Genomic DNA, 22882 nt, shown 5'->3' on the forward strand with positions numbered 1-22882 from the left:
GCCCGCCGCGACGAGATAGCCGGACGACGGTTCCGCTTATTAGCTCGGAGTCCGTAGCTTGGTACGTTATGGCACAGCAAGAGGTCCAACAGGAGCTGTTCGTCGATCAGTACACGCTCGGGCTGGTCGGCCCCGATCAGGAGTGGGCCGGCACCGTCGCCGACGGGGGAACGATCGAGACCTACACGCCGCCGGGCTGTTGGGGGCCGATGATCACGCCGGACTTTCGGGGCGGCCACGAGGTCACGCGGCCGATTCGCGTCGAGGGCGCGACGGTCGGCGACGCCATCGCGCTGCGGATTCGGGACGTGTCGGTGACCAGCATGGCGACCAGTACCGGGTCGATGGCCGAACGGGAGGGCGCGTTCGACGACGATCCGTTCGTCGACCACCGCTGTCCCGAGTGCGGAACCACGTGGCCCGAGAGCGTCGTCGAGGGGACCGGCGAGGACGCGATCAAGTGCGCCGAGTGCGGCGCGAACGCCTCCTCGTTCGGCTTCGAGTACGGCTACACCGTCGCGTTCGACGACGACCACGAGGTCGGCATCACGCTCGACGGCGACGCCGCCCACGAACTCGCGACGGACGCGGCCGAAGTGATGGACATCCCGGAGAACTCGAGACAGCACCCGATCCTGCTCTACGAACCGGACGAGATGCCGGGCACGCTCGGTCGGCTTCGCCCGTTCATCGGCAACGTTGGGACGACGCCGCCGGTGACGCTCCCGGATTCGCACAACGCGGGCGACTTCGGGCAGTTCCTCGTCGGCGCGGAGCACGACTACGGCGTCGAGACCCAGGAGGACCTCGAGGCTCGCACCGACGGCCACATGGACGTGCCGGAGGTGCGGGCCGGCGCGACGCTCATCTGCCCGGTGAAGGTCGACGGCGGCGGCGTCTACGTCGGCGATCTCCACGCGAATCAGGGCGACGGCGAACTCTCCCTGCACACGACGGACGTCAGCGGAACCGTGCGGATGGACGTCGAAGTGATCGACGGACTCGACCTCGAGGGACCGCTTCTCCTCCCGAACGAGGAGGACCTCCCGTTCATCAGCAAGCCCTACAGCGACGAGGAACGGGAATCCGGTCGGGACCTCGCCGCCGAACACGGCGTCGCCCTCGAGGAGGAGATGGGCCCGATTCAGGTGATTGGCAGCGGCGAGACGGTCAACGACGCGACCCAGAACGCCTTCGACCGGGCGGGCGCGCTCCTCGAGATGAGTGAAGGCGAAGTTCGATCGCGGTGTACGTTCACCGGCGGCGTCCAGATCGGCCGGCTCCCCGGCGTCGTCCAGCTCGACCTGCTCGCGCCGATGACCGTCCTCGAAGAACGCGGTCTCGCACACCTCGTTCGCGAGCAGTACGATCTCTAGGTCGGCTGCTCGTTCACAGGCAGTCCGATCTCCGGGCCGGCTGCTCGTTCGCGGGCGAGCGAGACGATTCGCAGGCAACGGGCGGTTAGAACGAGATCTGTTCGTCCTCTCGAGTCTCGCCGAGCGCCGGCGGCGTCCGGTCGGAGTAGAACTTCCGGCCGATCGCCCTGCTATCGACCATGTTGAAGATGGCCTGGCGCGCTTCGGCCGGCGAGTTGTAGGTTTCGTTCGACGTCATACCCAGCAGCTCCTCGAGCGACTCCGAGCCGTCCGGGAGCTCGAGTGGGTACTCGCCGTAAGTCTCGACGAGTTCCTCGTTCGTCGCGGGATAGCCGTGGTCGGCAAGCTTTTCCTCGAGTTCGCCGAATTCGATGCCGAGTTCGCGGGTGGGACTGTAAGAGTTGCTCATCTTTCGACCGCCTGCCCCTTCCACGACGAGCGGTAAACAAGCGAGGGGTGAGCATGACGGCATCCCGGTCAGTTCTGCAGAGAGCGCGTTCTCACTATCGGCGGTCTCGACTACGCTTCGCCGCCTGCTCGATCGAAAAACGAAGCCGCTCGCTCTTCAGTTCGGTCGATAGTCGAGCGGCTGAACCGAACCGCCCTCGAAAGTCAGATCGTCGTTCTCAGTCGTCCGTTTCGGCGGCTTTGGCGGACGCGTTCGAGTTCGTCGTCGACGCACGGGGTGCGTCCGAGACCGAGGCCGTCGATGTTAACGTGAGAAACAGCATGGCTCCGACGATCAGGGCCAGTGCTACGCTCGCGAACGCGGCGACACCCATCGTCGGATCGGACGGAACGATGCTAGCTGTCACGGTCGCGCCAGTTTCGAGGGACATGAACTGATGTCTAGCGGCCCTTTGGAGTCGCGTAATATGAGCGTTACTTTTTCGGATTCCGTGCTAACACAATGTTTGGTGTTAACAGCTAGCAGGTATGGAGAGGGCTCGGAATGACCCCTTCTAGTTAGCACTACCGCTCGATTCTCTCGAGTGGGTCCGGAGATCACATCAGTCGGATCGCTTACACTGCTGTATTTTCCCGTCACCGTCGATGACGACTTCGAGTCGCGTCCCGTCGAGGGCGATGTCGACGGTAGCCATCCCGCTCTCGAGCAGTTCGACCTCGCTCACGCTAGAGAGGTCTCTCGGCCCGAGTTGCGTCTCGAGCGGACCGAGGTCGTGGTCGTCGTACAGCGAGACGACGGCCGGGAGACGCGCGAGTAGTTCGGGAACCGGTACCGGATAGGACATCCAGCACGCCTCGCAGGCGACCGTCGCGTAGACCGTCTCGCGTCGGAGGTACAGTTCCGGGAGCGATTCCCGCGGAAACGAAATCGTAGCGGGCCCCCAGCAGTACGGACAGACCCCGCGACGAACCGATTCGATATCGGCGGCGTGCCGCCGGAGCGCGAGTTCCACGAGCACCTCGAGTGGCTGGTGGCTGGCGGCGACTGGCGGGACCGGATAGCCGAGCGTGGTGCCGTGCTCGGGGCAGGCGAGCATCAGCAAGTGCCTGTCGTGGCGGGCGACCAGCTGCTGATCACAATGGGGGCAGCGCTCGTCGATGACGTTCTCGCACGGTTCGGTCTCACCGTCGTACGTTCCCGATCGAACCGCCGTGACGACCTCGAGGGCGGCTATCGTCGGCCGGTACTGTTCGTTTTCCTTGACGACGAACTCGTCCTGTAACGTCTGGAGGTGGTAGTTGAATCGGCTCGTGTCGTCGACGTCGACCCGCTCGCAGAGGGTCGAAAAGGACAGCCAACCGGCCGACCAGGCCGCTTCGTAGTGGTCGGCGAGTTCGAACAGAATCTCGAGTCGCGTTTCGTCGCCGAGGGCCGCGTACGCGTCGTCCGGAACGGCCCGATTCGCGTCGGTCATGCGTCTGCGATCGGTCGCGATTCGGATAGCTATTCCGAATATGACAAGCACGCTACTTAAAATCCGTTCAGAGAATACATATTTACGAACGGTTCGACATGTCGTCTATGGTCGAAACGACAAGCCAGACCGACGCGCTCGAGTCGTCCGTCGAGCGGATGTCTCGAGGCCGTGCGTTGGTAATCGTCGCGCTTCTCGGCATCGCCGCGATTCTCTCGAATACGGCGTTTAGTCTCCTCACCGTCCTGTTCCAGCCGGGATCGGAATGGGTAACGTTCGTTCTCAGCCTGCTCGTGGTCGAGGGTTCGTTTCTCGTCGTCGGCAGTGGGTACATGTGGTATCGGCCGGCCGTCGACGTTCCGATTCAGTCACCGAACAGGCACGATTGGGGTGTCGCCGTCGCGGGCCTCGCTGCCGGGCTCGCCGCTGTAACGCTCTCGTTTGCCAGTACTGACGCATTGATACCCGCCGTCGAGGTGTCACCGGGATTCACGGAGTATGCGGGGTATGATTCCTCGTCGGCCACCGTTCTGGTCCTCGGTGCGGTGCTGTCGCTGCTCGTCGTCGCTCCCGTCGAGGAGTTCCTGTTTCGTGGCGTGATTCAAGGTCGTCTGCGAGCGGCGTTCGGACCGGCCGCGGCCATTGGAGTGGCCGGATTCGTGTTCTCGTTTTTCCACGTGTATCCGATCCTCTTGCTGGAACCGTCGGCCGCGAGTATCGTACACATGATCGCGTACTACACCGTAATGGGCGCGATCTTCGGCGCGACCTACGAACGAACGAACACGCTCGTCGTCCCCGTGTTCGTTCACGGTGCGTTCAACGCGATTCTGTTTCTCGGTTCGATGGCCTTCGTATAGTTCGTTCCACCGTCGGTGACGCTCCCAGACGGCGGATCCACCGCGTTTCTCCGCCCCGCCCTCTTTGCGCTCGGATAGCCCCGACTCCGGCTATCAGAATGACCCACCACCGAAAAACCACCTCGTGCACTGTCCGGATCTGCGAGCTACCTGTCTCGGCGAGAAGCGAGTTCGTTCGCCGTCGTTTCGACGAACCCGTCGTTACAGCCGACTGACCGCGCCGATCGCACTCGAGAGCGGCGGCGCGTCGAAGAGATCGAGTCCGGTGTATGCGTTGGTGCCTGCACAGTAGAGGTCTCGAGCCGTCTCGATGACTTCCTCGTCGAGCGGTTCCGGGTCCCGTTCGCACAGCGACTTCCAGTCGGCGACGTCGCGGCGCTCGGCCTCGGCTTTGGCGTGCTTGACCGACTCGACCCACTCGGGCTGGGTCCGCTTGTGGTACTGTCGGAGCACCTCCTTCGATAGCTGGGTCCCCTCGTGGCTGAACCGGTTCTCGTCGAACGTGCCGACCACGTCGGCGACCCGAATCTCGCCGTCGAAGGTGAGACACTCGATCTTGCCGTCCTGGTGGACCAGGTCGGCCCCGGTCGCCTGCTCGGTGATGATCTCGTTGACTTCGCGAGCGAGCGCTTCGAGGTCCGTGATCGACGCCTCGCCCGCGATGTAATCAGCCTCCTCGCGGTCGAGGTATCGGTCGCCCTCCTCGTACTTCGTCGAAAACTCGACGATGGGTTCGTCGAGGTCGACGGGTTCGTCGGGCCAACTCGAGAACTCGAGGCCGTGGTCCGCCGGTTCGGTCCGCCGGCGGAGACTCGAGCCAATCGGCACCGTGTTCCGGAAGACGATCTCGAGGGGGATCAGGTAGTTAGAGCCCGCCTCGGCGTGATAGGACTCGTAGTCGTACTCTCTCCCCTCGTTCGGGAGGTCGGGAACCTGCGTCAGATCGATCTCCATCTCCCAGGGCGGGCGCGACGCGTCTTCGAGTCGGCTCACGTCGCCGTTCACGCCGACGCCGCGGTAGTGGGTCGGTACGCCCGCCCGCTCGAGCAGTTCGAAGTTGAACGCGCCCATCGTACAGAGCGTCGCTCCCTTCTGTGGGATCTGGTCCGGCATCTTGCCCCAATCGAACACCGAGTAATCGTCGGTGAAGACGAACGCGCCGCGGCCGAGCGAGTCGGCCGTCGCCGGTTCCTCGATGCGAAACTCCTTGACGCTCGTCATTCGTGGCACCTCGCCGAGTGGCCCCCGCGGTTCATACTCAACGTGCCGTGTCCCCATGGTAAGAAGGTTTCAGTATTCGTCGCGGATCCGCTCGCTCGATGTACTTACAGCGGCTGCGGGCGGGAAGTGTTCGGTTCGAGACGATCCCTCCGGAAGCCGCGCTCGGAGATAGCGGCGACTTCAGCCGCGTTTCACCACGTTTTTGGCGCTGTAACGGGTTCATTGCTACGATGGAGCGACCGGTGACCGAGGCGGACCTCGAGTTCGAGCATGTTCCCGAGACCGATCAGTCGTTCGAGAACGCGCTCGAGAAAGCACGGAACAAGAACCGACTCACAGTCGACGACGGGATCGAACTGTTGACGACGGGAACGGACGTCGACGGGATCGACCAGCGACGGAAAGAACGGGTCCTCGAGGCCGCGGACCGCCGGCGCGCGGACGTCGTCGGCGAGGAGGTCACCTTCATCGCGAACCTGAACAACAACGTCACGACGGCCTGTAACGTCGGCTGTCTGTTCTGTAACTTCAAGGACGCCGCCCACACGTTCGAATCCGACGCCGAGATGGAGAGCCAGGGCTTTACCAAAACTCCCGCCGAGTCTCGAGAGATCGTCAGCAACGCGGCCGACCGGGGTATCTACGAAGTCACCTCAGTTTCGGGGCTCCACCCCGCGTTCGCGCTGGACGACGAACACTTAGAGATCCTCGAGGCGACCGAAAACCGCAAGGAGGTCAACTTCAAGCCGCCAGAACGGTACGACACCGATCCCGGCACCTACGCCGAACAGATGGAGGCGATGAGCGTCGACGGCGTCCACGTCCACTCGATGACTCCCGAGGAAGCCTACCACGCTCGGCGTGGGACCGACTGGTCCTACGAGGATGTCTACAGCCGCCTTCGAGACGCCGGCCTCGATACCGTCCCCGGCACCGCGGCCGAGATCCTCGTTGAGGAGGTCCGGGAGGTGATCTGCCCCGGCAAGATCAGCACCGACGGTTGGCTCGAGGCGATGGAAGCCGCGGCCGACGCCGGCCACGGGCTCACCTCGACGATCATGTACGGCCACGTCGAAAACGAGGCTCACCGAGTGATGCACTTAAAACGCATCCGCGACCTCCAAGAGCGCGTCGACGGCGCGATCGCCGAGTTCGTTCCCCTCTCGTTCATCCACCAGAACACACCGCTGTACGAACACGATGTCGTCTCCAGCGGCGCGAGCACCGACGAGGACGAACTGCTGATCGCCGTCTCGAGGCTCTTCCTCGACAACATCGATCACATCCAGTCCTCGTGGGTGAAATACGGCGACCAGCAGGGCCTGAAGATGCTTTCCTGTGGCGCAGACGACTTCATGGGAACGATCCTCTCCGAGGAGATCACCAAACGGGCCGGCGGCGAGTACGGCGAGTTCCGCTCGGTCGAGGACTACGTCGACCTCATCACCTCGATCGGACGCGTCCCCGTCGAGCGCTCGACGGACTACGAAAAACGCCGCGTCGTCGACCCCGACGATCCGCCGTTCGGACCGCAACTCGGGCCGAAAGCCGACGGCACGCCGTTGCTGGCTCGAGGCGACGATACCGTTCCCGCCGACGACTGACGCCGTTTTTGCCTCGCAGTCGCGTTCGCGGACTAATCCGAAACCGCTCTCCGTACGCCGTGATCCGTCCGTGTACCACCTGAGACGATGCTTTTTACTCTTCCATCGGTGAATTGTAAGTAATGCAGTCGACGGACCAGATATCTCTCGGTACCGTTGCTCTGGCGCTCCTGATATTCGTCGTCGGAGTGTCGCGCCCGCACGACACTGTCTGGGTCGTGTCGTTCGTCTCGATCAGTGCGATTTTGTTGGGTAGCGAACTGTTCGATATCCGCGAATGGGTCCTCGCCGGCGTGGCCAGCAGTGTCGTCGCCATTATCGGCCTCTACTGGCTTTCTATTGGCGACATCCTGCTCGGTCTGGTGCTCATCGGTGGCGCCATTCTGGATTTCGCCACGTGGTACCGTCGTCTCACCACTGGCACTGCTTCCACGTGAGTGCAGTTATCTCGAGAAGTGAGCCGTGATATCCGTTCGCTGTCCTTGAGGGCATCCCGCTCACCCCGAACCCGAATAGGAAAACTCGAGCACGTCGCCCTCTTCGATGCCCCGTTCTGTCGTCCACTCGTAGTTGACCTCGAGGACGAACTGGCCGTAGCCCGGATACACCTGTTCGGAGCCGTCCTCGTTCGGGCCGGGCTCTGGCGCGTGGTGAATCCCCGTGATGACGCCCTCGCTGTCGGCGTAGATGATGTCGATACCGAAGGACATATCCCGCATGACGAATCGCAGGTCCTGCTCGGACCTGTTGATGAAGATCATGCCTCGATCCTCGGGCAACTCCTCGGTGTCGCTGAGCCCGAGATTCTGCAGTTCGGACGTGACGGCGACCGCCGCCGTCACCTCCCCGAGTTCCTCGCCGTCGAGAGTCATCACGCTGACCTCGGTCTTGTCGTAGCTTGCGTGTATCTCCGAGGAGTCGTCGCTCGAGTTCGTCTCCTCGCCACTCTCGTCGTCGCCGCTCGCGCTCGTGTTTCCGCTCGTCGGGTCGCTATCCTCGGATTCGGTACACCCGGCGAGGCCGAGAACGCCGACGCTGGCGGCGAGGCCGGTTAGTACGGTTCTGCGATCCGAGGTCGGTGGCCGAGGTGGGGTCATCTATCCGTTTCTGACCACGAAGCCACTGATAAATATTTGTCAACGGTCACGTGTACGTGTACGTTTCCCTCGAGCGCGCCGCTTTTGTTTCGGCCGCTCCGCTAACTCGGTGATTAGTTTTCGGCGCTGTGTTGATCGACACGCTCGGTATCGTCGGCACGTTCCTCGAGGTCGAACTCGATCCCGGTCAACTCCTCGGAGACGTCCCAGAGCTTTCGGGCCGTCTCGCGGTCGTAGGACTGCTCGGCCGAGCGCTGGCGTTCCGGCGCGCCGCGCATGTTCATGAAGCCGCCGGGGCCGTAGTACTCCCCTCCCTGGACGTCGCTCGCGGTCGCCGCGTACAGCGTTGGCAGCGCGCCCTTTGCCGCCGACTGGGCGAGCACGGCGTTCGCGGCGTCCATCAGGAGCTTGCGGGTGACCGAGCCGTCCATCTCGGGCGCTCGAGCCTGCAGCGACGTGTCGGCGTAGCCGGGGTGGACGCCCGCGCTCAGTGCGTTCGGCGAGACCGAGTCGAGTCGCCGGTCGAGTTCGTAGGCGAAGAGCAGGTTCGCCAGCTTCGACTGGGCGTAGGCTCCCTGCCTGCTGTAGTCGCCCTCGCCCTGCAGGTCGTCGAAGTCGATCTCCCCGCGCTCGTGGAGGCCGCTCGAGACGGTGACGACGCGGACGTCGCTCGCGAGGCGATCGAACAGGACGGCGGTGAGCCCGAAGTGTCCGAGGTGATTGACACCGAACTGCATCTCGAACCCCTGGGCCGTCTCGCGGCGCGGAATCGCCATCACGCCCGCGTTGTTCACCAACACGTCGATTTCGGTTTCCGAGGAGTCGCCGTCGCGGTTGACCGCCTCGTCGAACCGCTCGGGGAACGATCGGACCGACTCGAGGTCGGCGAGGTCGAGTTCCGCGACGACGAGTTCGCCCTCGAGGTCGGGTCCGTTCTCGGTCCGGATCTCCTCGGCGGCCGACTCGCCGCGGTCGACGCTGCGACAGGCCATGACGACCGTCGCGCCGCGGTCTGCGAGCACTCGCGTCGCTTCGAAGCCGATGCCGCTGTTCGCGCCGGTGACGACGACTGTGCGCCCCGACTGGTCAGGAACGTCGGCCGCGGTCCAGCTCATACCCCTGATACGGGCCACAGCCGTTTGATAGCTCGGGTCGCGGGCGCTGGCGTCGACTTTTGAGCCGCCAACCGCGTTCAGGCTGCGAGACAGACGGTGCTCTCAGGCCTCGAGGTGTTCGATCCGTGCGTACCGACCGGCCCGCCAGCCGGCGACGAGAGCGACGATAGTGCCGACGAGAGCGGCGAGGACGAACCCGACGACGTACACCTCGAGGGGCGTCCGCAGGAGCCGTTCGAAGCCGATGACGTCGGTCACGATTCGGTTGAGTCCCGCCGCCAGCGCCGGCGTGGCGAGGAGACCGGCGACCCCGCCGAGCAGTCCGATGACGAGTCCCTGCGCGCCAATCGTGCCGGCGAGGACCCACCTCGAGAGGCCGATCGCCCGCAGGGCTGCCAGTTCCTCGCGCTGCTGGGAGGCGACGAGCGCGAACAGGTTCACGGTGAGGACGACGCCGCCGACGACGGCGAGGCCGACCAGCGTCAGGCCGCTGGCGAGGACGAGCGGCCGCTTCTCGGCCATCGCGCCGATCTGCTCGTCGCTCGCTCGAACGTCGTATTCCGGGTACGCGGCGTCGATGTCGGCCGCGACCGCCCGCGGGTCTTCCCCCGGTGCGGCGTCCGCGGTGACGAACGTCGACCGGTCGGTTCCGGACGTGCCGGCGACGGCCAGCAGATCGGGCAGCGGAACGGCCGACGCTTTCGAGCCGAGGTACTGCGAGTAGTACCCGGAGGTGCCGACCACGGTGAATTCGTACTCCGGCGCAGATTGCCGGCTGGTACCGAGATAGACGGTATCGCCCGGCGACGCGTCGAGCCGATCGGCCGTCGCCGGATCGAGGACGACCTCCTCGGTCGTCGGTTCGCCCTCGGTCATGGCTTCCTCGGCCGCCTCCTCTTCGATTTCGAACCCGCCGCCAGCCTGAAAGTCGAACCCAGAGTGGGTCTGCGGGACGCCGACCGCGGACGTCCGTTCTAACTCCCCGGGATTCGTTCCGACGTAGACCTCGTACATCGCGATCGGGGAGGCGGAACTCACGTCCTCGCGCGCCTCGAGATCGGCGGTCACCTTGTGTGCGCCGCCAATCGGATTTTCGGTCCCGCTGGCGGCCGGATCGATCGGATCGCTCGAGAGCCAGATGTCCCGGTTGGCGTTCTCGAGGCCGTCCTCGCCGATGGCGACGACGCCGACGCCGAGGCTCGCGAGCAGCGTCACCGAGAGGACGACCAGCGCGACCGCGAGCACGGCGAGGACGGTTCGCCTGGGGGCGCGGCGGATCTGGGCGAACGCGACGCCGACGACGCCGCTCGCTCGAGCGCTCCGGCGTCGGAGTCCGACCGCCGCGCGCAGTCTCGCCGCGACTCGCCCGATCATCGTCCCACCTCGGACAGGACGGAGGTTCTGACCGCGATCGCGAGCGGGTACGGAACCGCGAGCGCGCCGGCGACGAGCGCGACCGCGAGCGCGTACGGGACGAATATCGGATGGGCCATCGCGACGGTCCCCGACGCCACGGTCGCGCCGGCGACGGCGTTGATCGCGGCGATTCCGAGGCCGCCCAGAACGATCCCGACGATTGCGCCGCACAGCGTTGCGACCATCGTCGCCACGGCGACGACGACGAGCCGGCCCGACAGCGGGATCCCGACCGTCTGCAAGACGGCGAGCGTTCGCCGGTCACGATCGACTGCCATCCCCATCGTCGTCGCGACGAACGAGGCGCAGATCGTCACGCCGATGAGCACGGCGACGGCGCTCGTCGCGAACGCGAGCCCGTCGTCGAACAGCGCCATCGGATCTCCCCCGCTCGCCGACTCGACGGTCGCGTCCGGATACGCCGCCGTCGCCGCCGACTCCGCGGCCGCGGGTTCGCCCCACACGAGGACTCGATCCGCGAGCTGGTCGTCGCTGCTGCCGGCGAACGTCTGCAGCTCGCTCAGGTGAACCAGCGCGATCGGCGCGTCGCTCTCGCCCGCCGCTCCGGCGTCGTCGACTTCGGCGACGGTCAGCGACGGGATCGCAGCTTCGACGACGCCGCTCGAGACGGTCCGTTCGTCGCCTTCCGAGGCGTCGAGCCGATCCGCGGCGCTCGAGGAGAGCACGAGCTGTCGCTCCGTCGGACCCGCGTAGGAACCACCGTCGTAATGGGAGTCGCCAGGCTCGAGGGCCGCCGTCGAGAGGCCGGCAACGGTTCGTGAGGTGTCGTCCGGCACGACGCCGACGAGGAGTACCGTCCGGGTCTCGCCGCCCGGCGTCTCGAATTTCGTCGGCTCGACGAGCACCGGCGAGGCGTGTTCGACCCCCTCCGCCGATCGGATCTGCGCCGCTCGCTCGTTCGTGTCCCCGAGTCGCGCGCTCTCGACGCCGTCGACGGTCGAGAGCGAACCGCTCCCCTCCGGCGATATCGTCACGTCGGCGTCGTCCGTCTGCATCGCCCCACCGTCGGCGAGCGCCAGCGCGATGCCGCTGATACAAACCAGCAGGGCGATCGTGAGCGCGACGACGACGACCGCCATCCGAATCCGACTCGAATTGGTCCGGGTCTGGCGGTGCCAGAGCCTGACGGTCGAGACGCCGACGAGGCCGCGCCAGCGGTGGCGTCGCCCGGCTCCGGCGGTGTCGATCGCCGACCCCCGGGGCTCATCGCTCATCCTCGATCACCGTCCCGTCCCGGAGCGTCACCACCCGATCGGCGACGGCGAGCGTCGCGGCGTCGTGGGACGCCACGATCACGGCCCTGTCGCGACCCACGTCGGTCAGCAACTCGAGGACGTTCGCTCCGGTATCGGTGTCGAGTTCGCCCGTGGGCTCGTCGGCGACGAGGATGTCGGGGTCCGTCGACAGCGCCCGCGCGATCGCGACGCGCTGTCGCTCCCCGCCGCTGAGTTCGCCGGGCAGGTGCGTGACCCGATCCTCGAGGCCGACCTCCGAGAGCAGCGTCGTCGCACGCTCCCGTCGCGCCGACTTCGGAAGGCCGACCTGGACGAGCGGTAACGCGACGTTCGCCCGGGCCGAAAGCGACTGGAGCAGGTGAAAGCGCTGGAAGACGATCCCGACGTGGCGGCGACGGGTCCGCGTCCGTCCCCGGTCAGATAACTCGGTGAGGTCGGTCCCCAGCACGGAGACGGCACCCGCCGTGGGAACCAGCAGTCCCGCGATCGCGTGGAGGATCGTCGACTTGCCGCTCCCGCTCGGGCCCTCGAGCCCGAGGACTTCGCCCCGTTCCACGTCGATGGAAACGTCGCGAAGCGCGGTCACCGCCTGCTCGGAGCGCGAGCGGAACCGGCCGGTCGTCGAGCCGTACTCGTGACGGACGTCCTCGAGGCGGACGGCGGGCCCCGTCTCGTCATCGACCGTCACCTCGGTGTCCGCCGAACTCGAGCGTCGGAGTGATCGATTGGGTATCCTCACGGCGTACTCCGGCGGACGGGCTACGGACCCATTGTTTCAGTCCGGCTTCCCGGAGACAGGCGGCGGTTTCGAATCAGCCGTACGTCAGGAACGCCGACCGCCACTCGAGAACGCTGTGTCCCCTCGAGACGCCGATTCTCGCCGAGCGTTTCGGTTTCGAAACTCGCCCCGCGGTGCTCCGGTGAGCGGACTCCCGCCGGACTCGATCGCGCTCCTCGAACGTCGTTCCCGCGAGCCGTGTTCGATCACCCTTCGCGGGTGAAACGGACTCGTACAGCTCCGGCGGATCGGCGGAGTCGGACGATTCCGACGCGCCCTCACGCGTCGGTGTAAGTTTCGATTATACGGACCCCCTCGAGAGGTGACCGAGTTACGCGTTCCGAACAGGACCGGGGTCGATCACGGGGTTCCCTCGCGAAGCACCGACCGGTACCGCCTGCCCGCCTCGTCGTCGGCCTCGAGCGCCTCCCGGATCGACTGCGAGATCCAGCCCCCTTCGTCGGCACCCGCCGCGGGAACGCCATCGAAGTCGTTCGTTCGAAGCGACGGCTCGAAGAATCGCTCGTACACCGGGAGCCGTTCGCGGAGGGGAACGCCGGCTTCCGACGCGATGTCCTCGAGTTCGCGCAGGGCGGGCCATGCGTAGTCGGGGTTGATGTGATCGTCCGTGATCGGCGAGACGCCGCCGAGATCGTCGACGCCGCAGTCGAGGAGCTCGCGGGCGGGCGCGAGGTTCGGCGGGACCTGCACGGAGATCTCCTCGGGGAGCGCGACCCGCGCCATGGCGGTCACGCGTCGCATCGTCTCGAGGTCCGGCGTGTTGCCCGACCACCGCTCGTTTCGCGAGACCGGCTGGACGATCACCTCCTGGACGTGATCGTAGCGCTCGTGCATCTCGCGAATTGCAAGCAGGCTTTCGGCTCGATCCGACCACGACTCACCGATTCCGACGAGGATGCCGGTCGTAAACGCCACGTCGAGTTCGCCAGCCGTCCGGATCGTCCGCAGGCGCTGGCCCGGGCTCTTCTGGCGCGGGCCCGCGTGGGCGTCGACGTCGGCGGTCGTCTCGAGCATCACGCCCATGCTCGCGTTCACGTCCGCGACGGCTTCCATCTGCTCGCGCGTCTGGTCGCCGGGGTTCGAGTGCGGGAGCAGCCCCTCCTCGAGGGCGACCTCGCAGGCCTCGCGAAGGTAGGTGTGAATCGAGTCGTGACCCCACTCTGCGAGCTGGTCGTGGATCTCGGTGTAGCGCTCGTCGGGGTCGTCGCCGAACGTGAAAAGCGCCTCCGTACAGCCGGCGTCGGCGCCGGTTCGGCAGATATCCCGGACCTCCTCGAGCGAGAGCAGCGAGGCGTTGCCGGGGCCGTCGAAGTAGGTGCAGTACGTGCAGGTGTAGCGACACGCCGTCGTCAGCGGGACGAACACGTTCCGGGCGAAGCTGAGTTCCGGCGCTGGCTCGACGTCCTCGGGGGTTACGGCACACAGCCGATCGATCGCCTCGTCGTCGATCGACAGCGAGACATCGTAGTCGCTCGCGCCGGGGATCATTCTACTTCGGTCTGTCGTCGCTCGGCACATAAGCGCTTCACTTCGAGCCGATTCCGGGGTGGATATCGTCGGTTCGAGCCCGCGATCGACGCGCTCTCGGACTCACGGCTCGGCGGACCGAACGGCCTCGAGGCGCCCGTCCGTCGAATCGAGTTCGAATCCGAACTCGCGCAGACACGAGGGGGTTCGGCCAGTTCCGTGAACGAGCACTTCGACTAGATCGCCGGGTTCGTCGACGTCGGTCCCGAGCCGGAACGAATCGACCGTCTCGAGGGTCGCCCCGACGTCGTCTGCGATCCGCCGGTGATCGAGGTAGGAGCCGCCGTGGTAGTCGACCCGGAACTCGGGGTGGCGAACGACGAGCGCGTTCGTCCCGACGCCGCGACCCGGTGCGATGACGACGTCTGCGTCGGGGGCAAAGAGTCGCTCGAGCGCCTCGGGCGTCGTCAACGCGAGATCGGCCATGACGACGGCGACGCCCGTAGCGTCGCCCGATTTGGCCGCCGAGTTCCGCATCTGCGAGCGCACGACCGCGTTGACAGCCTCGGTCAGCGGTCGCCGGTCGACGGCGACCGGCGCGTCTACCTCGAGCGGTTCCGTCGAGAGCACCGTCGGCTCCCGACCCGTTTCTCGGACGGCCGCGAGCACGTCCTCGAGCATGACCCGGGCGAGCCTCGAGCGTTCCCGTTCGGACAGCACCGGCTCGAGACGGGTCTTTGGCGCGTCCGGCGCGTACGGAACGACGACGTGCATCTCCGGACGGTTGGTAGCACGCGCTCAAAAATACGTCGAACCCACAGCACTAGTCGTTTCCGCGCGCCGGCGTGACCACCCACGATCACGTCGACGTGCATTCGACACGATAACGCGTACATACGCCAGTGCGTTCGATACCGAGCGGCCACCGTCCCCCCGGGCGATGGCCGCTCGAGACGACCGGCGCGGTGGGACCGCGCCGGCGCGCCGTTCTCGGCACCGCGCCTAGAACAGCGGCTCGAGCTCGTCCTCGTCGTCTTCGACGAGTTCCTCGAGGTTTTCGTCGCTTTCTTCTTGAATGTCGTCCATGTTATCCTGGGCTTCGATCGCGACCTGCTGGAGGCGCTTGATCCGCGGCACGTTCGTCACGCCCGAGAGCAAGATCGCCGCGGAGACCTCCGGTTCGCCCCGCGGGAAGTCGCCGCCGCGTACCTCCATGCTGCCGGTCTCCTCCTCGAGCCACTTCCGGCCGCGTTCGATGCCCTTCCGGTTCAGGTACTTCGACGGACCGGAGAGGACGAGCAGCGCGCGCTCGGTGCCTTCGATCTCACACGGGAGCGTGAGCCGGCCGAGCGCCGCTTTTCGAACGAGGCTCGTGATGCGGTTGGTGGTGTTGGCCGCGTCGAGGCCGTCGTCGCCACCGCCGTCGCCGCCGGTGAATCTCGAGAGCAGGCCGCCGCTCGTGTTGAGTTCGACCTCCTCCGAGGCGTAGCCGACGGTCGAGACGCCGCCGCCCGAGAGCGTGTTGATGATCTCCGAGGAGTCGACGACGCTCTCTGCGACCTCTTGTCCCTCGCCGACCTCGCCGGCGCCGAAGAGGACGCCGAACCGCTTGACGATCTCTTCGTTGATCTTCTCGTAGCCGCCTTCGACCGATTCGCCGGTCTGTCTCCACGAGTCGTTGTCGAAGACCAGCAGGTTGTCGACCTCGCGGACGAACGTCTGGAACGACCGTGCGGCGTTGAGGGTGTAGATGCCCCCTTCGTCGGTTCCCGGCAGGACGCCGAGCCCGTAGACCGGAATGGTGTAGATCCGCTTGAGGTGTTTCGCCAGGACCGGCGCGCCACCGGAACCGGTGCCGCCGCCCATACCCGAGACGACCAGAAACGCGTCGACCTCGTGGGTCGGAATCGAATCGATCGCGTTCTGGACCTCGTCGATGTCTTCCTCGGCGATTTCCGCGCCGAGCTCGTTGTCAGCACCCACGCCGTGGCCCTTCACCCGGGCCTGGCCGATGAGCACTCGATTCTCCTCTGGTATCCGGTCCAATCCGATAAGATCCGCTTTCGCGGAGTTCACAGCAATCGCCGCGCGGACGATCCCGCTGTTGGTTCGATCGTCGTATTCGAGGAATCGATCGACGATCTTGCCACCGGCCTGTCCGAATCCGATCATCGCCAGCTTCATAGTTGATAGGGGGCTCCGTGAATTGAAGTCAGAGCAATTAGCCATATAAAACTTGTGTTGGTGTGACTTTCACGCGTTCGTGTAGGAAGACCAAACCGGCAGACTGCGCCAAGGTTCTGGAATGTGGTTACAGAGATAAAACAGGAATATTACCACGGCTTCCAAACATTTATATTAATCTTTGGGCCCTATACTATGTTAACAAATAACAGACTATGCCTTCGATCTCCCCTAACTCATTCGCGCTACAGTATCGGTCTGACAACCGATTACGAGCCGGGTTCGTGAAACGCCGAATGATTCCCCTCGAGGCCGAGGTGTGCCGAAAGCGTCGTCAGGTCCGCGTCTTCGACGCCGAACGCCGAGATGTCGTTTTCCGCGACGGTGTTGTCGATCTCGAGCGACCGGGCCTGATCGGGGCCAAACGGGACGAACGGGACCGGGCCGACCGCCGAGAGGCCGACGTTCGCCAGCGCCGACGGGATCGGCAGGATCGTCACCGACTTGCCCTCGGCCTCGTAGGCGAGTTCGGTCACGTCCGCGAGGCTCAGTACCTCCGGGCCGCCGATTTCGTAGGTCTCCCCGACGTGTGCGTCGTCTTCGACCGCGTCGGCCAGCATCGGAGCGAGGTCGCCGACCCAGATCGGTTGGAACCGCGTTCGTCCGCCGTCCGGGAGCGCGGTCACGTGCGGCGTCGTCAGCGTCTTCGTGAACTCGACGAACTCACCGCCGTCGCCGAAGACTACCGAGGGGCGAACGATCGTCCACTCGAGCGACGACTCCTTGACGACGCCCTCGGCTCGCCCCTTCGCCCGCAGATAGGCCGTTTCCGCGTGGGGGTGGGCGCTCAGCGCGCTCATCTGGACGAACCGCTGTGTGTCCCCCTCCTCCGCCGCGCGAACGAGGTTTCGCGTTCCCTCGAGGTGGACGCTCTCGTGGCTTTTGTCGCCGCTCGGCTGGAAGAGCGGCGAGAGCGCGACGAGGTTGACGACCGCGTCGTGGGCGGCGACGGTCCCCGCGATGGAATCGTACGCGCCGACGTCGCCGATCGCGACGTTGACGTCGTCGGGGAGGGAGTCGCCGTCCGGCGTTCTCGACAGCGCGGTGACTTCGTGGCCGCGGTCCGCCAGTTCCGCACACAGGACCGATCCGATAAAGCCGGTTCCGCCGGCGACGAGGACGTTCATACGCGATATGTGGGCTCGAGTGAATAAAAATCGGTTGCCTACACGCGTCTGGTGGCAACATAGCGGTGGGTCTGTCACCGACATAGCGGTGGGCTGCCGCCGAACTCGACGGGTCCGAACCCGCGAACGGCGACTCGACAGATTGTAGTACTCACCGCCGCGAACTCCGTGCATGCTCGTCACGCTCGAGGGACTGGACGGCAGCGGGAAAACGACCGTCTGGGAGGCCCTCCACGAGGTCTATCCCGGCGCGACGTTCACCCGCGAACCGACCTCGGGGCCGACGGGGTCGTGGTACGGCGACGCCGTCTACCGCTCGATCGAGGACGACGACGCGGACTCGCTGGCGGAACTGTTTCTCTACACCGCAGACCACGCGGATCACCTCTCTCGAGTGATCGAACCGGCCCTCGAGCGCGGCGACCTCGTGATCTCGGATCGCTACTCCGACTCCCGGTACGCCTACCAGGGGGCGACCCTCGAGGGCGAGATCGATCGCCCGCTCGAGTACATCGTAGACATCCACGAGCCGTTCTCGATCGATCCCGACCTGACGATCTATCTGGATCTCGACGCCGAGACCGCCGCCGCTCGCTCGGGGTCGACGAACAAGTTCGAGCGCGCCGAGTATCTCGAGTCGGTCCGGGAAAACTACGAGCGACTCCTCGAGCGGGACCCGGACCGATTCGTTCGCGTCGATGCAACCCAGCCGCCGGAGGTCGTTCTCGAGCAGGTCGAACGCGTTCTCGAGCAGGCGCTCGAAGAATAAGCTGAAACCGTGCTGTGGCCGGGAGTGCGACTCGAGGCACTCGAGAGTCGCACGACTCGGGGGAGGGCAGGCGGTTCACACCCGTTCGTACCGCGAGGCCGCGGAGCGGCCGAGCGGGTCGACGACCGACCCGGAGGGGAGGGAGGAGTGCTTTTCATCAAAGTTTTGCCGAGGGCGCGGCGAGCCGCGCCCGCAGCGCAAAAGTTTGGTGTAAAAGTTTGTTCTTTAGTCCATCGCGATGTACGTCTGCGTGTCTTCGATGCCGCTGATTCCCTGTATCTGGGTCGCCGCGATCTCCTTGACCGCCGCGGGCGTCTCGACCCTGGCTTTGGCGATGATATCGACGTCGCCGGCGACGATGTGGGCCGACTCGACGCCCTCGAGTCCCTCGATGCTGTCTCGCAGTCGATCCGCCTCGCCCGTGTTCGCCTTGACCATGATATATGCTGTGACCATCAGTTGGCACCTCCAGTGTCGGCTTCGGTATCTTCGACCGTCGCTTCCGCTTCGATCTCCGCGCCGGTTCGGCCCGCCGTCTCACCGACGACGATCTGTCGCACGTCGCTGAGCACCGCAAAGTCCGCGAGAACGACCAGCCGGTCGCCCACCTCGAGCGATTCATCGGCCGTCGGGATCTCGAGGTCGCCGTCGATCTTCCCGAACGCGAGGACGGTCGCGTCCGCGGGGAGTTGCAGTTCGCTGATCGTGTAGCCGTTGATCGGCGCCTCGTCGGTGATCGTCAGTTCGACGACCTGCAGGTGCTGGGCGATATCGGCGATCGCGCGGATCGTCCCGCCCAACAGGGCGTTTTTCGCACCCATCGCGCCGAGGCGCTCGGGGTAGATCACCTCGTCGACGACGTCGGCGTACTTCCGGTAGATCTCCTCGCGGTACTCCTCGTCGATCCGCAGGACGGTCCGACAGCCGTAGTGATCGGCGATCAGACACGCCGAGAAGTTCGTGTTCAGATCCCCTGTCAACGCGCCGACTGCGTCGGCGTCCTCGATGCCCGCCTGCTCGAGCAGCGTCTCCTGGGAGCCGTCGCCGTCGACGACCGTGAATCCCTGATTGCGCGCCCGTCTGGCGGTGGCCTCGTCTCGTTCGATCAGCGTCACCTCGTGGCCCTCCTCGCGCAAGACGCGGGCGGTGCGCAAGCCGACCCGTCCAGCCCCGATTAGTACGAACCGCATGGAGTGGGGTACGCTCGCCCCCGTGAATAAGTTTGCCCTGCGCTAGCGAATCACTTGGTGATCGAGCACTCGAGATAGTTCGCCCGTTTCAACAGTGTAGTAGTTGTCGTACGTCCGTTCGAGTCGTGCTATTGAGATGCGAAAATGGTAGTAAGCTGACCAGTATTCCGATGGGTGGTGATAGTGAGGGGGGAGTAGTCTGTCAGGGTAGCAACAGACATATTACAGTCGATTACGTACTGTTACGTATGCCAGTCGACTTCGAGCAGTACCGCCCGACGGATCTTCCCGACGAGAATACGAACGGGCGGGCAATTCTCGAGTTCCTCGCCGAACGCCCCGAAACCGGCTATCGAGCCGGCGAGCTCGCGACGGAGCTCGACATCCCCCGCGGCAGCGTCGGAACGACCTTGAGCCGACTCGAGACCCGCGGACTCGTTCGACACAAGGGCGAGTACTGGGCTATCAATCCCGCGGCGTACGATGCACACACGGCGAGCGTCGTTGGTCTCCAAACCGTCGCCGACCAGTTCGAAGGCGATTACTACGACGACAACCCAGACTGGGATAGCGATCTCGAGGATCTAAACGAGCAGGCGAACGAATCCACCAGGGAGAAGTGATGCACGACCGTGGCGTCATCGTTGTCGCTTCGGATCCCTACGGAAACACACCGCGTCGACCCTATCTACTCGTCAGCGACGAAACCCATCCATTCGCCGGTCGCCAGTATATCGCACTCGGGATTACGACGTCCGAATACGCCGATACCCGATCCCTCGAGGGCGCATTCGAAGCTGGGACGCTCGAGTGAGATTCGTTCGTCTCACCTTGGCTATTGTCCCAAAATCGTTACATCTACCGAGTAGTCTCTCGGGTTCTCAAGGACTTCTTTCAAACTTACCGTGTATTGTTCTCAATCTTGATCGAATTCTCTAGCAACCAGTACATACCGTGCATTCAGGCGGTAGTAGACTTTTTCCCACCGTTCTTGTTCACACTGTTTTGTTTGATGGTTCGTGCAAGGATGAGAAGCCAGACGCCCGCGAGAAAGAAGACAACCGCGTCGTTTCCTGTTAGGTATGGACTGGACAAGTTACTTACTTCGGTAGACAGGTAAAGCAATGGTGCTGATAGACATATCACACCGAGTATCTGTGAGTGGCGGTAATTTATCAGCTCTTCTTTATCCTCAGTAGCTGCAAGGACGAGCATGATGCCTGCAGCTACTGCCATCATAACAAACATGGCAGTGATTCCTGCCAAAATCACGCCGCCGCCAAGTGTCATATCTGGCAACGCCGGTGTCGGCAGCAGAACAACGATACTTGCGAACTGACCGACAGCCGCCCCGATAACAGTAGAGGCATACACCCGTTTGCGTCTCTGACTATCTCTCGCATGTTGCTCAGTCTCTTTGAACCCAAGGACGAAAGCGGTCCCCGCCGGGATCAACCAAAACAGCAGTGCCGCAACCAGGCCGCCCCGGTCATAGAACGGGACAAGCAGTTCAGCACCAGAATCGATGAACTGATAGAAAATAGTTGCCAGAAACACCGACACAGCGATTCTCCTAGCCATGTGAAAAATTACAGCCTGATATCATATATACCTCCGGTAACTATGATAGCACGCGTTCAATTCCGACGGTAGTGGATAGTATTGATCCGAACGAAGAGGGCCACGTTCGATTTCGGGAAAGGTTTTAGTCGTGCCAGAGAGTACCACACTATCGAGCAATGGTCCACGCCTTCATCATGGTGAAGACGGCCGCCGGGAAATCCGAGCGCCTGCTCGAGGACATCAGAGCGCTCGAGCAGGTCGCGGAGGCCCACATCGTCGCCGGCACCTACGACATCATCGTCGAAGTCGACGTTCCCGACGTCTACGACGTGTTACAGACGGCCTCCTCGGACGTGCAGGGGCTCGAGGGCGTGGCCGACACGAAGACGTACATCGGGATGGACTAGAGACGAACTTTTGTGCTGGAGTCCCGTTTTTCGTAGGTTATTCACCAGTGAGGCTTCCTATCCGGTAGTTGGGACTTTTCCGATTTATCGGGCGATACATGATAAATATAAACGATTGCCAGCTCATATACACGTTATAGTACGAGTGAGAATCTGGATATGGTTGTTGTCAGTACAATACAGACACGGAAGGATATCGCTTGGTGGATTTTTGCGGCAGGTTGTGCTGTAATTCTTGGAGTTTCCTCTTTATCTCTCTCGACTACTCTATCGTACAGTGTCATACGCATCTCTGGAGTGCTGTCTATTCTGTTTGGAATCGTATTAGGTACGGCAGCGCTATCAACTGATAATGGCTTTCTAAGATCATTTATGGTTATTTCAGTTGTTATCTCTGTGAGCCTGGTTCGTCCAGCATACCCAGCTATTTCTGTCCCGATCTCATTTGCCACAATCGGATTTGGGTTTGGAATTTTGATAGCTATATTACTAGCATATCGCACACAAACCTCCTATGAATAATATCAACTATCTATCGTGTGTTTGGCCGTGTGAAAAGTTGTAGCACTTCACTGGAATTCCCGACGTTACATCGGCATACCGCCACTGTTCCCGTCTCCCTCCGCGGCCTGCTGGCCTCGGCTCTGGGCGTTCTCGAGCAACGTTGCAGCCTCACCCTCGTACTCGTAGCCGGGGACGATGCCCTGAGCGTAGGTTCCCTCGACGTACTCGAGCAGCGTTTTGGCGTCCTCGATTCCCTCCGCGGCGTCCCAGGCGACGTACTCGAGGATCACGCGGACTTCGTCGGAATCGCGCTCGAGCACGGGTTCGTCGTGGGTGCTCGTGTGAGCCAGCGAGAAGGTGTCCTCGAGCCGGCGTTCGAGGGTTTCGAACCAACCGTCTTCGACGACCTGCTCGACGGTGGGACCGGTGTCGGCGGTGGCAGCCGAAAGCGTCGGCAGCGTGATCGTGACGCGGAACTCGCCGTCCCGTTTCCCCTCCCCTTCGTCCGCGGTCACGGTCGTCTCGAAGACAGTCGTCTCGAGGTCGTAGCCTGTGTCATCCTCTCGCGGTGTGAACGCGTCGTGGGACTCGAGTTCGCGCTCGACTGCTGCGGGCTGGTCGGTCATTACCCGGACAAGGGCCGGGTCGAAAAAGGGTGTTACGCTGGCGTCCCGGACGATGCCGACCGCGTCGAACGAACCGTCACACGATCCGAACTGTTCAGGCCCGTTTCGGACCGTTTGGACCGTTTCTGATCGAAAGGGCGCGTTTCTCAGCCCGAACGCGCTCCATAACTACAACCGACGTTGTCATCTGTCGGTGCCATGAGTCTTGATAGGTCTGAAGCGGAACGTCGTCGATTTGCACGGTTGCTCGGTATCGACGACGAAGCGGGCTCTGGACTACCAATCGGTTCGCGAGCCGAAAACGAGACGCAGGAAAGCGATACGTCCGTTTCGAAACCGAAACGAACCGCGGAGTAAC

At 63.9% G+C, this 22882-nt stretch carries 26 protein-coding genes; 8 read left to right on the forward strand and 18 right to left on the reverse strand.

Translation table 11 applies throughout. From position 1 onward, the window contains the following. Nucleotides 1-68: 68 nt before the first annotated feature. A complete protein-coding gene (locus BM348_RS09400) occupies nucleotides 69-1376 on the forward strand; it encodes an acetamidase/formamidase family protein (RefSeq protein ID WP_092904295.1) in 1308 nt (435 codons plus the stop codon). Between the two features lie 85 nt (nucleotides 1377-1461). Here BM348_RS09400 and BM348_RS09405 read toward each other — a convergent pair whose 3' ends face one another. From BM348_RS09405 to BM348_RS09415, 3 genes are all read right to left on the reverse strand, one after another. Next, nucleotides 1462-1785 (reverse strand): DUF5789 family protein, encoded by a 324-nt coding sequence (locus BM348_RS09405; RefSeq protein ID WP_092904297.1) that lies wholly within the window; start codon nucleotides 1783-1785, stop codon nucleotides 1462-1464. Nucleotides 1786-2002: 217 nt separating this feature from the next. Beyond that, nucleotides 2003-2215 carry a hypothetical protein gene (locus BM348_RS09410; RefSeq protein WP_092904299.1) on the reverse strand — a complete coding sequence of 71 codons (213 nt, stop codon included), beginning with the start codon at nucleotides 2213-2215 and terminating at the stop codon, nucleotides 2003-2005. 171 nt (nucleotides 2216-2386) lie between these two features. Further along, nucleotides 2387-3259 carry an ArsR/SmtB family transcription factor gene (locus BM348_RS09415; protein ID WP_092904301.1) on the reverse strand — a complete coding sequence of 291 codons (873 nt, stop codon included), beginning with the start codon at nucleotides 3257-3259 and terminating at the stop codon, nucleotides 2387-2389. Between the two features lie 107 nt (nucleotides 3260-3366). Here BM348_RS09415 and BM348_RS09420 point away from each other — a divergent pair, with 107 nt between their 5' ends. Further along, a complete protein-coding gene (locus BM348_RS09420; RefSeq protein WP_092904303.1) occupies nucleotides 3367-4119 on the forward strand; it encodes a CPBP family intramembrane glutamic endopeptidase in 753 nt (250 codons plus the stop codon). Nucleotides 4120-4320: 201 nt separating this feature from the next. Here the strand turns inward: BM348_RS09420 and BM348_RS09425 are convergent, their stop codons facing one another. After that, complete coding sequence (locus BM348_RS09425) at nucleotides 4321-5340, reverse strand: phosphoribosylaminoimidazolesuccinocarboxamide synthase (RefSeq protein ID WP_092904305.1); 1020 nt, start codon at nucleotides 5338-5340, stop codon at nucleotides 4321-4323. 230 nt (nucleotides 5341-5570) lie between these two features. On the opposite strand from BM348_RS09425, the gene cofH reads away from it, so the two are divergent. Both cofH and BM348_RS09435 read left to right on the forward strand, forming a co-directional pair. Then, nucleotides 5571-6944 carry a 7,8-didemethyl-8-hydroxy-5-deazariboflavin synthase subunit CofH gene (gene cofH / locus BM348_RS09430; RefSeq protein ID WP_092904307.1) on the forward strand — a complete coding sequence of 458 codons (1374 nt, stop codon included), beginning with the start codon at nucleotides 5571-5573 and terminating at the stop codon, nucleotides 6942-6944. 122 nt (nucleotides 6945-7066) lie between these two features. After that, the gene (locus BM348_RS09435; protein WP_092904309.1) at nucleotides 7067-7381 is read left to right on the forward strand and encodes a hypothetical protein; all 315 of its coding nucleotides are present in this window, start codon (nucleotides 7067-7069) and stop codon (nucleotides 7379-7381) included. Between the two features lie 60 nt (nucleotides 7382-7441). On the opposite strand, the gene BM348_RS09440 is transcribed toward BM348_RS09435, so the two are convergent. From BM348_RS09440 to BM348_RS09480, 9 genes are all read right to left on the reverse strand, one after another. Continuing rightward, nucleotides 7442-8041, reverse strand: a complete 600-nt coding sequence (locus BM348_RS09440) for a DUF192 domain-containing protein (RefSeq protein ID WP_092904311.1) — start codon at nucleotides 8039-8041, stop codon at nucleotides 7442-7444. Nucleotides 8042-8154: 113 nt separating this feature from the next. After that, nucleotides 8155-9156 carry an oxidoreductase gene (locus tag BM348_RS09445; RefSeq protein WP_092904313.1) on the reverse strand — a complete coding sequence of 334 codons (1002 nt, stop codon included), beginning with the start codon at nucleotides 9154-9156 and terminating at the stop codon, nucleotides 8155-8157. A 102-nt stretch (nucleotides 9157-9258) separates the two neighbouring features. Continuing rightward, nucleotides 9259-10530: an ABC transporter permease gene (locus BM348_RS09450; protein ID WP_092904314.1), complete on the reverse strand. Its 1272-nt coding sequence runs from the start codon at nucleotides 10528-10530 to the stop codon at nucleotides 9259-9261. Beyond that, the gene (locus tag BM348_RS09455; protein WP_092904316.1) at nucleotides 10527-11807 is read right to left on the reverse strand and encodes an ABC transporter permease; all 1281 of its coding nucleotides are present in this window, start codon (nucleotides 11805-11807) and stop codon (nucleotides 10527-10529) included. The genes BM348_RS09450 and BM348_RS09455 overlap by 4 nt, the downstream gene beginning before the upstream one ends. Next, entirely contained in the window at nucleotides 11797-12516 is a 720-nt protein-coding gene (locus BM348_RS09460; RefSeq protein WP_394328091.1) for an ABC transporter ATP-binding protein, read from the reverse strand. Before BM348_RS09460 ends, BM348_RS09455 begins: the two co-directional genes overlap by 11 nt. A gap of 450 nt (nucleotides 12517-12966) precedes the next feature. Continuing rightward, nucleotides 12967-14115 (reverse strand): 7,8-didemethyl-8-hydroxy-5-deazariboflavin synthase subunit CofG, encoded by a 1149-nt coding sequence (gene cofG / locus BM348_RS09465; RefSeq protein ID WP_092904318.1) that lies wholly within the window; start codon nucleotides 14113-14115, stop codon nucleotides 12967-12969. 102 nt (nucleotides 14116-14217) lie between these two features. After that, on the reverse strand, nucleotides 14218-14868 hold the full coding sequence (gene cofC, locus BM348_RS09470) for a 2-phospho-L-lactate guanylyltransferase (RefSeq protein WP_092904320.1): 651 nt from the start codon (nucleotides 14866-14868) through the stop codon (nucleotides 14218-14220). 228 nt (nucleotides 14869-15096) lie between these two features. Beyond that, nucleotides 15097-16278: a tubulin/FtsZ family protein gene (locus BM348_RS09475; protein ID WP_092904322.1), complete on the reverse strand. Its 1182-nt coding sequence runs from the start codon at nucleotides 16276-16278 to the stop codon at nucleotides 15097-15099. Between the two features lie 269 nt (nucleotides 16279-16547). Further along, a complete protein-coding gene (locus tag BM348_RS09480; RefSeq protein ID WP_092904324.1) occupies nucleotides 16548-17465 on the reverse strand; it encodes a complex I NDUFA9 subunit family protein in 918 nt (305 codons plus the stop codon). Nucleotides 17466-17637: 172 nt separating this feature from the next. Here BM348_RS09480 and tmk point away from each other — a divergent pair, with 172 nt between their 5' ends. Continuing rightward, the gene (gene tmk / locus BM348_RS09485; protein ID WP_092904326.1) at nucleotides 17638-18234 is read left to right on the forward strand and encodes a dTMP kinase; all 597 of its coding nucleotides are present in this window, start codon (nucleotides 17638-17640) and stop codon (nucleotides 18232-18234) included. A 225-nt stretch (nucleotides 18235-18459) separates the two neighbouring features. Here tmk and BM348_RS09490 read toward each other — a convergent pair whose 3' ends face one another. Next, complete coding sequence (locus tag BM348_RS09490; RefSeq protein WP_092904328.1) at nucleotides 18460-18690, reverse strand: Lrp/AsnC family transcriptional regulator; 231 nt, start codon at nucleotides 18688-18690, stop codon at nucleotides 18460-18462. Beyond that, nucleotides 18690-19424: a potassium channel family protein gene (locus tag BM348_RS09495; protein ID WP_092904330.1), complete on the reverse strand. Its 735-nt coding sequence runs from the start codon at nucleotides 19422-19424 to the stop codon at nucleotides 18690-18692. The genes BM348_RS09490 and BM348_RS09495 overlap by 1 nt, the downstream gene beginning before the upstream one ends. A gap of 248 nt (nucleotides 19425-19672) precedes the next feature. On the opposite strand from BM348_RS09495, the gene BM348_RS09500 reads away from it, so the two are divergent. Both BM348_RS09500 and BM348_RS09505 read left to right on the forward strand, forming a co-directional pair. Further along, nucleotides 19673-20047 (forward strand): MarR family transcriptional regulator, encoded by a 375-nt coding sequence (locus tag BM348_RS09500; RefSeq protein WP_092904332.1) that lies wholly within the window; start codon nucleotides 19673-19675, stop codon nucleotides 20045-20047. Further along, nucleotides 20047-20238, forward strand: a complete 192-nt coding sequence (locus BM348_RS09505; RefSeq protein WP_217642008.1) for a hypothetical protein — start codon at nucleotides 20047-20049, stop codon at nucleotides 20236-20238. The genes BM348_RS09500 and BM348_RS09505 overlap by 1 nt, the downstream gene beginning before the upstream one ends. Nucleotides 20239-20384: 146 nt before the next feature. Here BM348_RS09505 and BM348_RS21290 read toward each other — a convergent pair whose 3' ends face one another. Next, nucleotides 20385-21005, reverse strand: coding sequence for a hypothetical protein (locus BM348_RS21290; protein WP_175507130.1), 621 nt, complete (start codon nucleotides 21003-21005; stop codon nucleotides 20385-20387). 158 nt (nucleotides 21006-21163) lie between these two features. Between BM348_RS21290 and BM348_RS09510 the strand changes: the two genes are divergently transcribed. Continuing rightward, nucleotides 21164-21394 (forward strand): Lrp/AsnC family transcriptional regulator, encoded by a 231-nt coding sequence (locus BM348_RS09510; RefSeq protein WP_050052100.1) that lies wholly within the window; start codon nucleotides 21164-21166, stop codon nucleotides 21392-21394. Nucleotides 21395-21528: 134 nt separating this feature from the next. On the opposite strand, the gene BM348_RS20625 is transcribed toward BM348_RS09510, so the two are convergent. Together BM348_RS20625 and BM348_RS09515 are read right to left on the reverse strand one after the other, a co-directional pair. Then, nucleotides 21529-21846 carry a hypothetical protein gene (locus BM348_RS20625; RefSeq protein WP_139231173.1) on the reverse strand — a complete coding sequence of 106 codons (318 nt, stop codon included), beginning with the start codon at nucleotides 21844-21846 and terminating at the stop codon, nucleotides 21529-21531. Between the two features lie 135 nt (nucleotides 21847-21981). Beyond that, on the reverse strand, nucleotides 21982-22524 hold the full coding sequence (locus BM348_RS09515) for a DUF5813 family protein (protein ID WP_092904334.1): 543 nt from the start codon (nucleotides 22522-22524) through the stop codon (nucleotides 21982-21984). Nucleotides 22525-22882 lie beyond the last annotated feature (358 nt).

The organism is Halostagnicola kamekurae, assembly GCF_900116205.1.
Classification (GTDB): domain Archaea; phylum Halobacteriota; class Halobacteria; order Halobacteriales; family Natrialbaceae; genus Halostagnicola; species Halostagnicola kamekurae.

Excerpts from the sequence above, each read along its gene's own strand:
- BM348_RS09400 (WP_092904295.1), top strand. The coding sequence starts at position 69 with ATGGCACAGCAAGAGGTCCAACAGGAGCTGTTCGTCGATCAGTACACG.
- BM348_RS09405 (WP_092904297.1), bottom strand. The coding sequence starts at position 1,785 with ATGAGCAACTCTTACAGTCCCACCCGCGAACTCGGCATCGAATTCGGC.
- BM348_RS09410 (WP_092904299.1), bottom strand. The coding sequence starts at position 2,215 with ATGTCCCTCGAAACTGGCGCGACCGTGACAGCTAGCATCGTTCCGTCC.
- BM348_RS09415 (WP_092904301.1), bottom strand. The coding sequence starts at position 3,259 with ATGACCGACGCGAATCGGGCCGTTCCGGACGACGCGTACGCGGCCCTC.
- BM348_RS09420 (WP_092904303.1), top strand. The coding sequence starts at position 3,367 with ATGGTCGAAACGACAAGCCAGACCGACGCGCTCGAGTCGTCCGTCGAG.
- BM348_RS09425 (WP_092904305.1), bottom strand. The coding sequence starts at position 5,340 with ATGACGAGCGTCAAGGAGTTTCGCATCGAGGAACCGGCGACGGCCGAC.
- cofH (WP_092904307.1), top strand. The coding sequence starts at position 5,571 with ATGGAGCGACCGGTGACCGAGGCGGACCTCGAGTTCGAGCATGTTCCC.
- BM348_RS09435 (WP_092904309.1), top strand. The coding sequence starts at position 7,067 with ATGCAGTCGACGGACCAGATATCTCTCGGTACCGTTGCTCTGGCGCTC.
- BM348_RS09440 (WP_092904311.1), bottom strand. The coding sequence starts at position 8,041 with ATGACCCCACCTCGGCCACCGACCTCGGATCGCAGAACCGTACTAACC.
- BM348_RS09445 (WP_092904313.1), bottom strand. The coding sequence starts at position 9,156 with ATGAGCTGGACCGCGGCCGACGTTCCTGACCAGTCGGGGCGCACAGTC.
- BM348_RS09450 (WP_092904314.1), bottom strand. The coding sequence starts at position 10,530 with ATGATCGGGCGAGTCGCGGCGAGACTGCGCGCGGCGGTCGGACTCCGA.
- BM348_RS09455 (WP_092904316.1), bottom strand. The coding sequence starts at position 11,807 with ATGAGCGATGAGCCCCGGGGGTCGGCGATCGACACCGCCGGAGCCGGG.
- cofG (WP_092904318.1), bottom strand. The coding sequence starts at position 14,115 with ATGATCCCCGGCGCGAGCGACTACGATGTCTCGCTGTCGATCGACGAC.
- cofC (WP_092904320.1), bottom strand. The coding sequence starts at position 14,868 with ATGCACGTCGTCGTTCCGTACGCGCCGGACGCGCCAAAGACCCGTCTC.
- BM348_RS09475 (WP_092904322.1), bottom strand. The coding sequence starts at position 16,278 with ATGAAGCTGGCGATGATCGGATTCGGACAGGCCGGTGGCAAGATCGTC.
- BM348_RS09480 (WP_092904324.1), bottom strand. The coding sequence starts at position 17,465 with ATGAACGTCCTCGTCGCCGGCGGAACCGGCTTTATCGGATCGGTCCTG.
- tmk (WP_092904326.1), top strand. The coding sequence starts at position 17,638 with ATGCTCGTCACGCTCGAGGGACTGGACGGCAGCGGGAAAACGACCGTC.
- BM348_RS09490 (WP_092904328.1), bottom strand. The coding sequence starts at position 18,690 with ATGGTCACAGCATATATCATGGTCAAGGCGAACACGGGCGAGGCGGAT.
- BM348_RS09495 (WP_092904330.1), bottom strand. The coding sequence starts at position 19,424 with ATGCGGTTCGTACTAATCGGGGCTGGACGGGTCGGCTTGCGCACCGCC.
- BM348_RS09500 (WP_092904332.1), top strand. The coding sequence starts at position 19,673 with ATGCCAGTCGACTTCGAGCAGTACCGCCCGACGGATCTTCCCGACGAG.
- BM348_RS09505 (WP_217642008.1), top strand. The coding sequence starts at position 20,047 with ATGCACGACCGTGGCGTCATCGTTGTCGCTTCGGATCCCTACGGAAAC.
- BM348_RS21290 (WP_175507130.1), bottom strand. The coding sequence starts at position 21,005 with ATGGCTAGGAGAATCGCTGTGTCGGTGTTTCTGGCAACTATTTTCTAT.
- BM348_RS09510 (WP_050052100.1), top strand. The coding sequence starts at position 21,164 with ATGGTCCACGCCTTCATCATGGTGAAGACGGCCGCCGGGAAATCCGAG.
- BM348_RS09515 (WP_092904334.1), bottom strand. The coding sequence starts at position 22,524 with ATGACCGACCAGCCCGCAGCAGTCGAGCGCGAACTCGAGTCCCACGAC.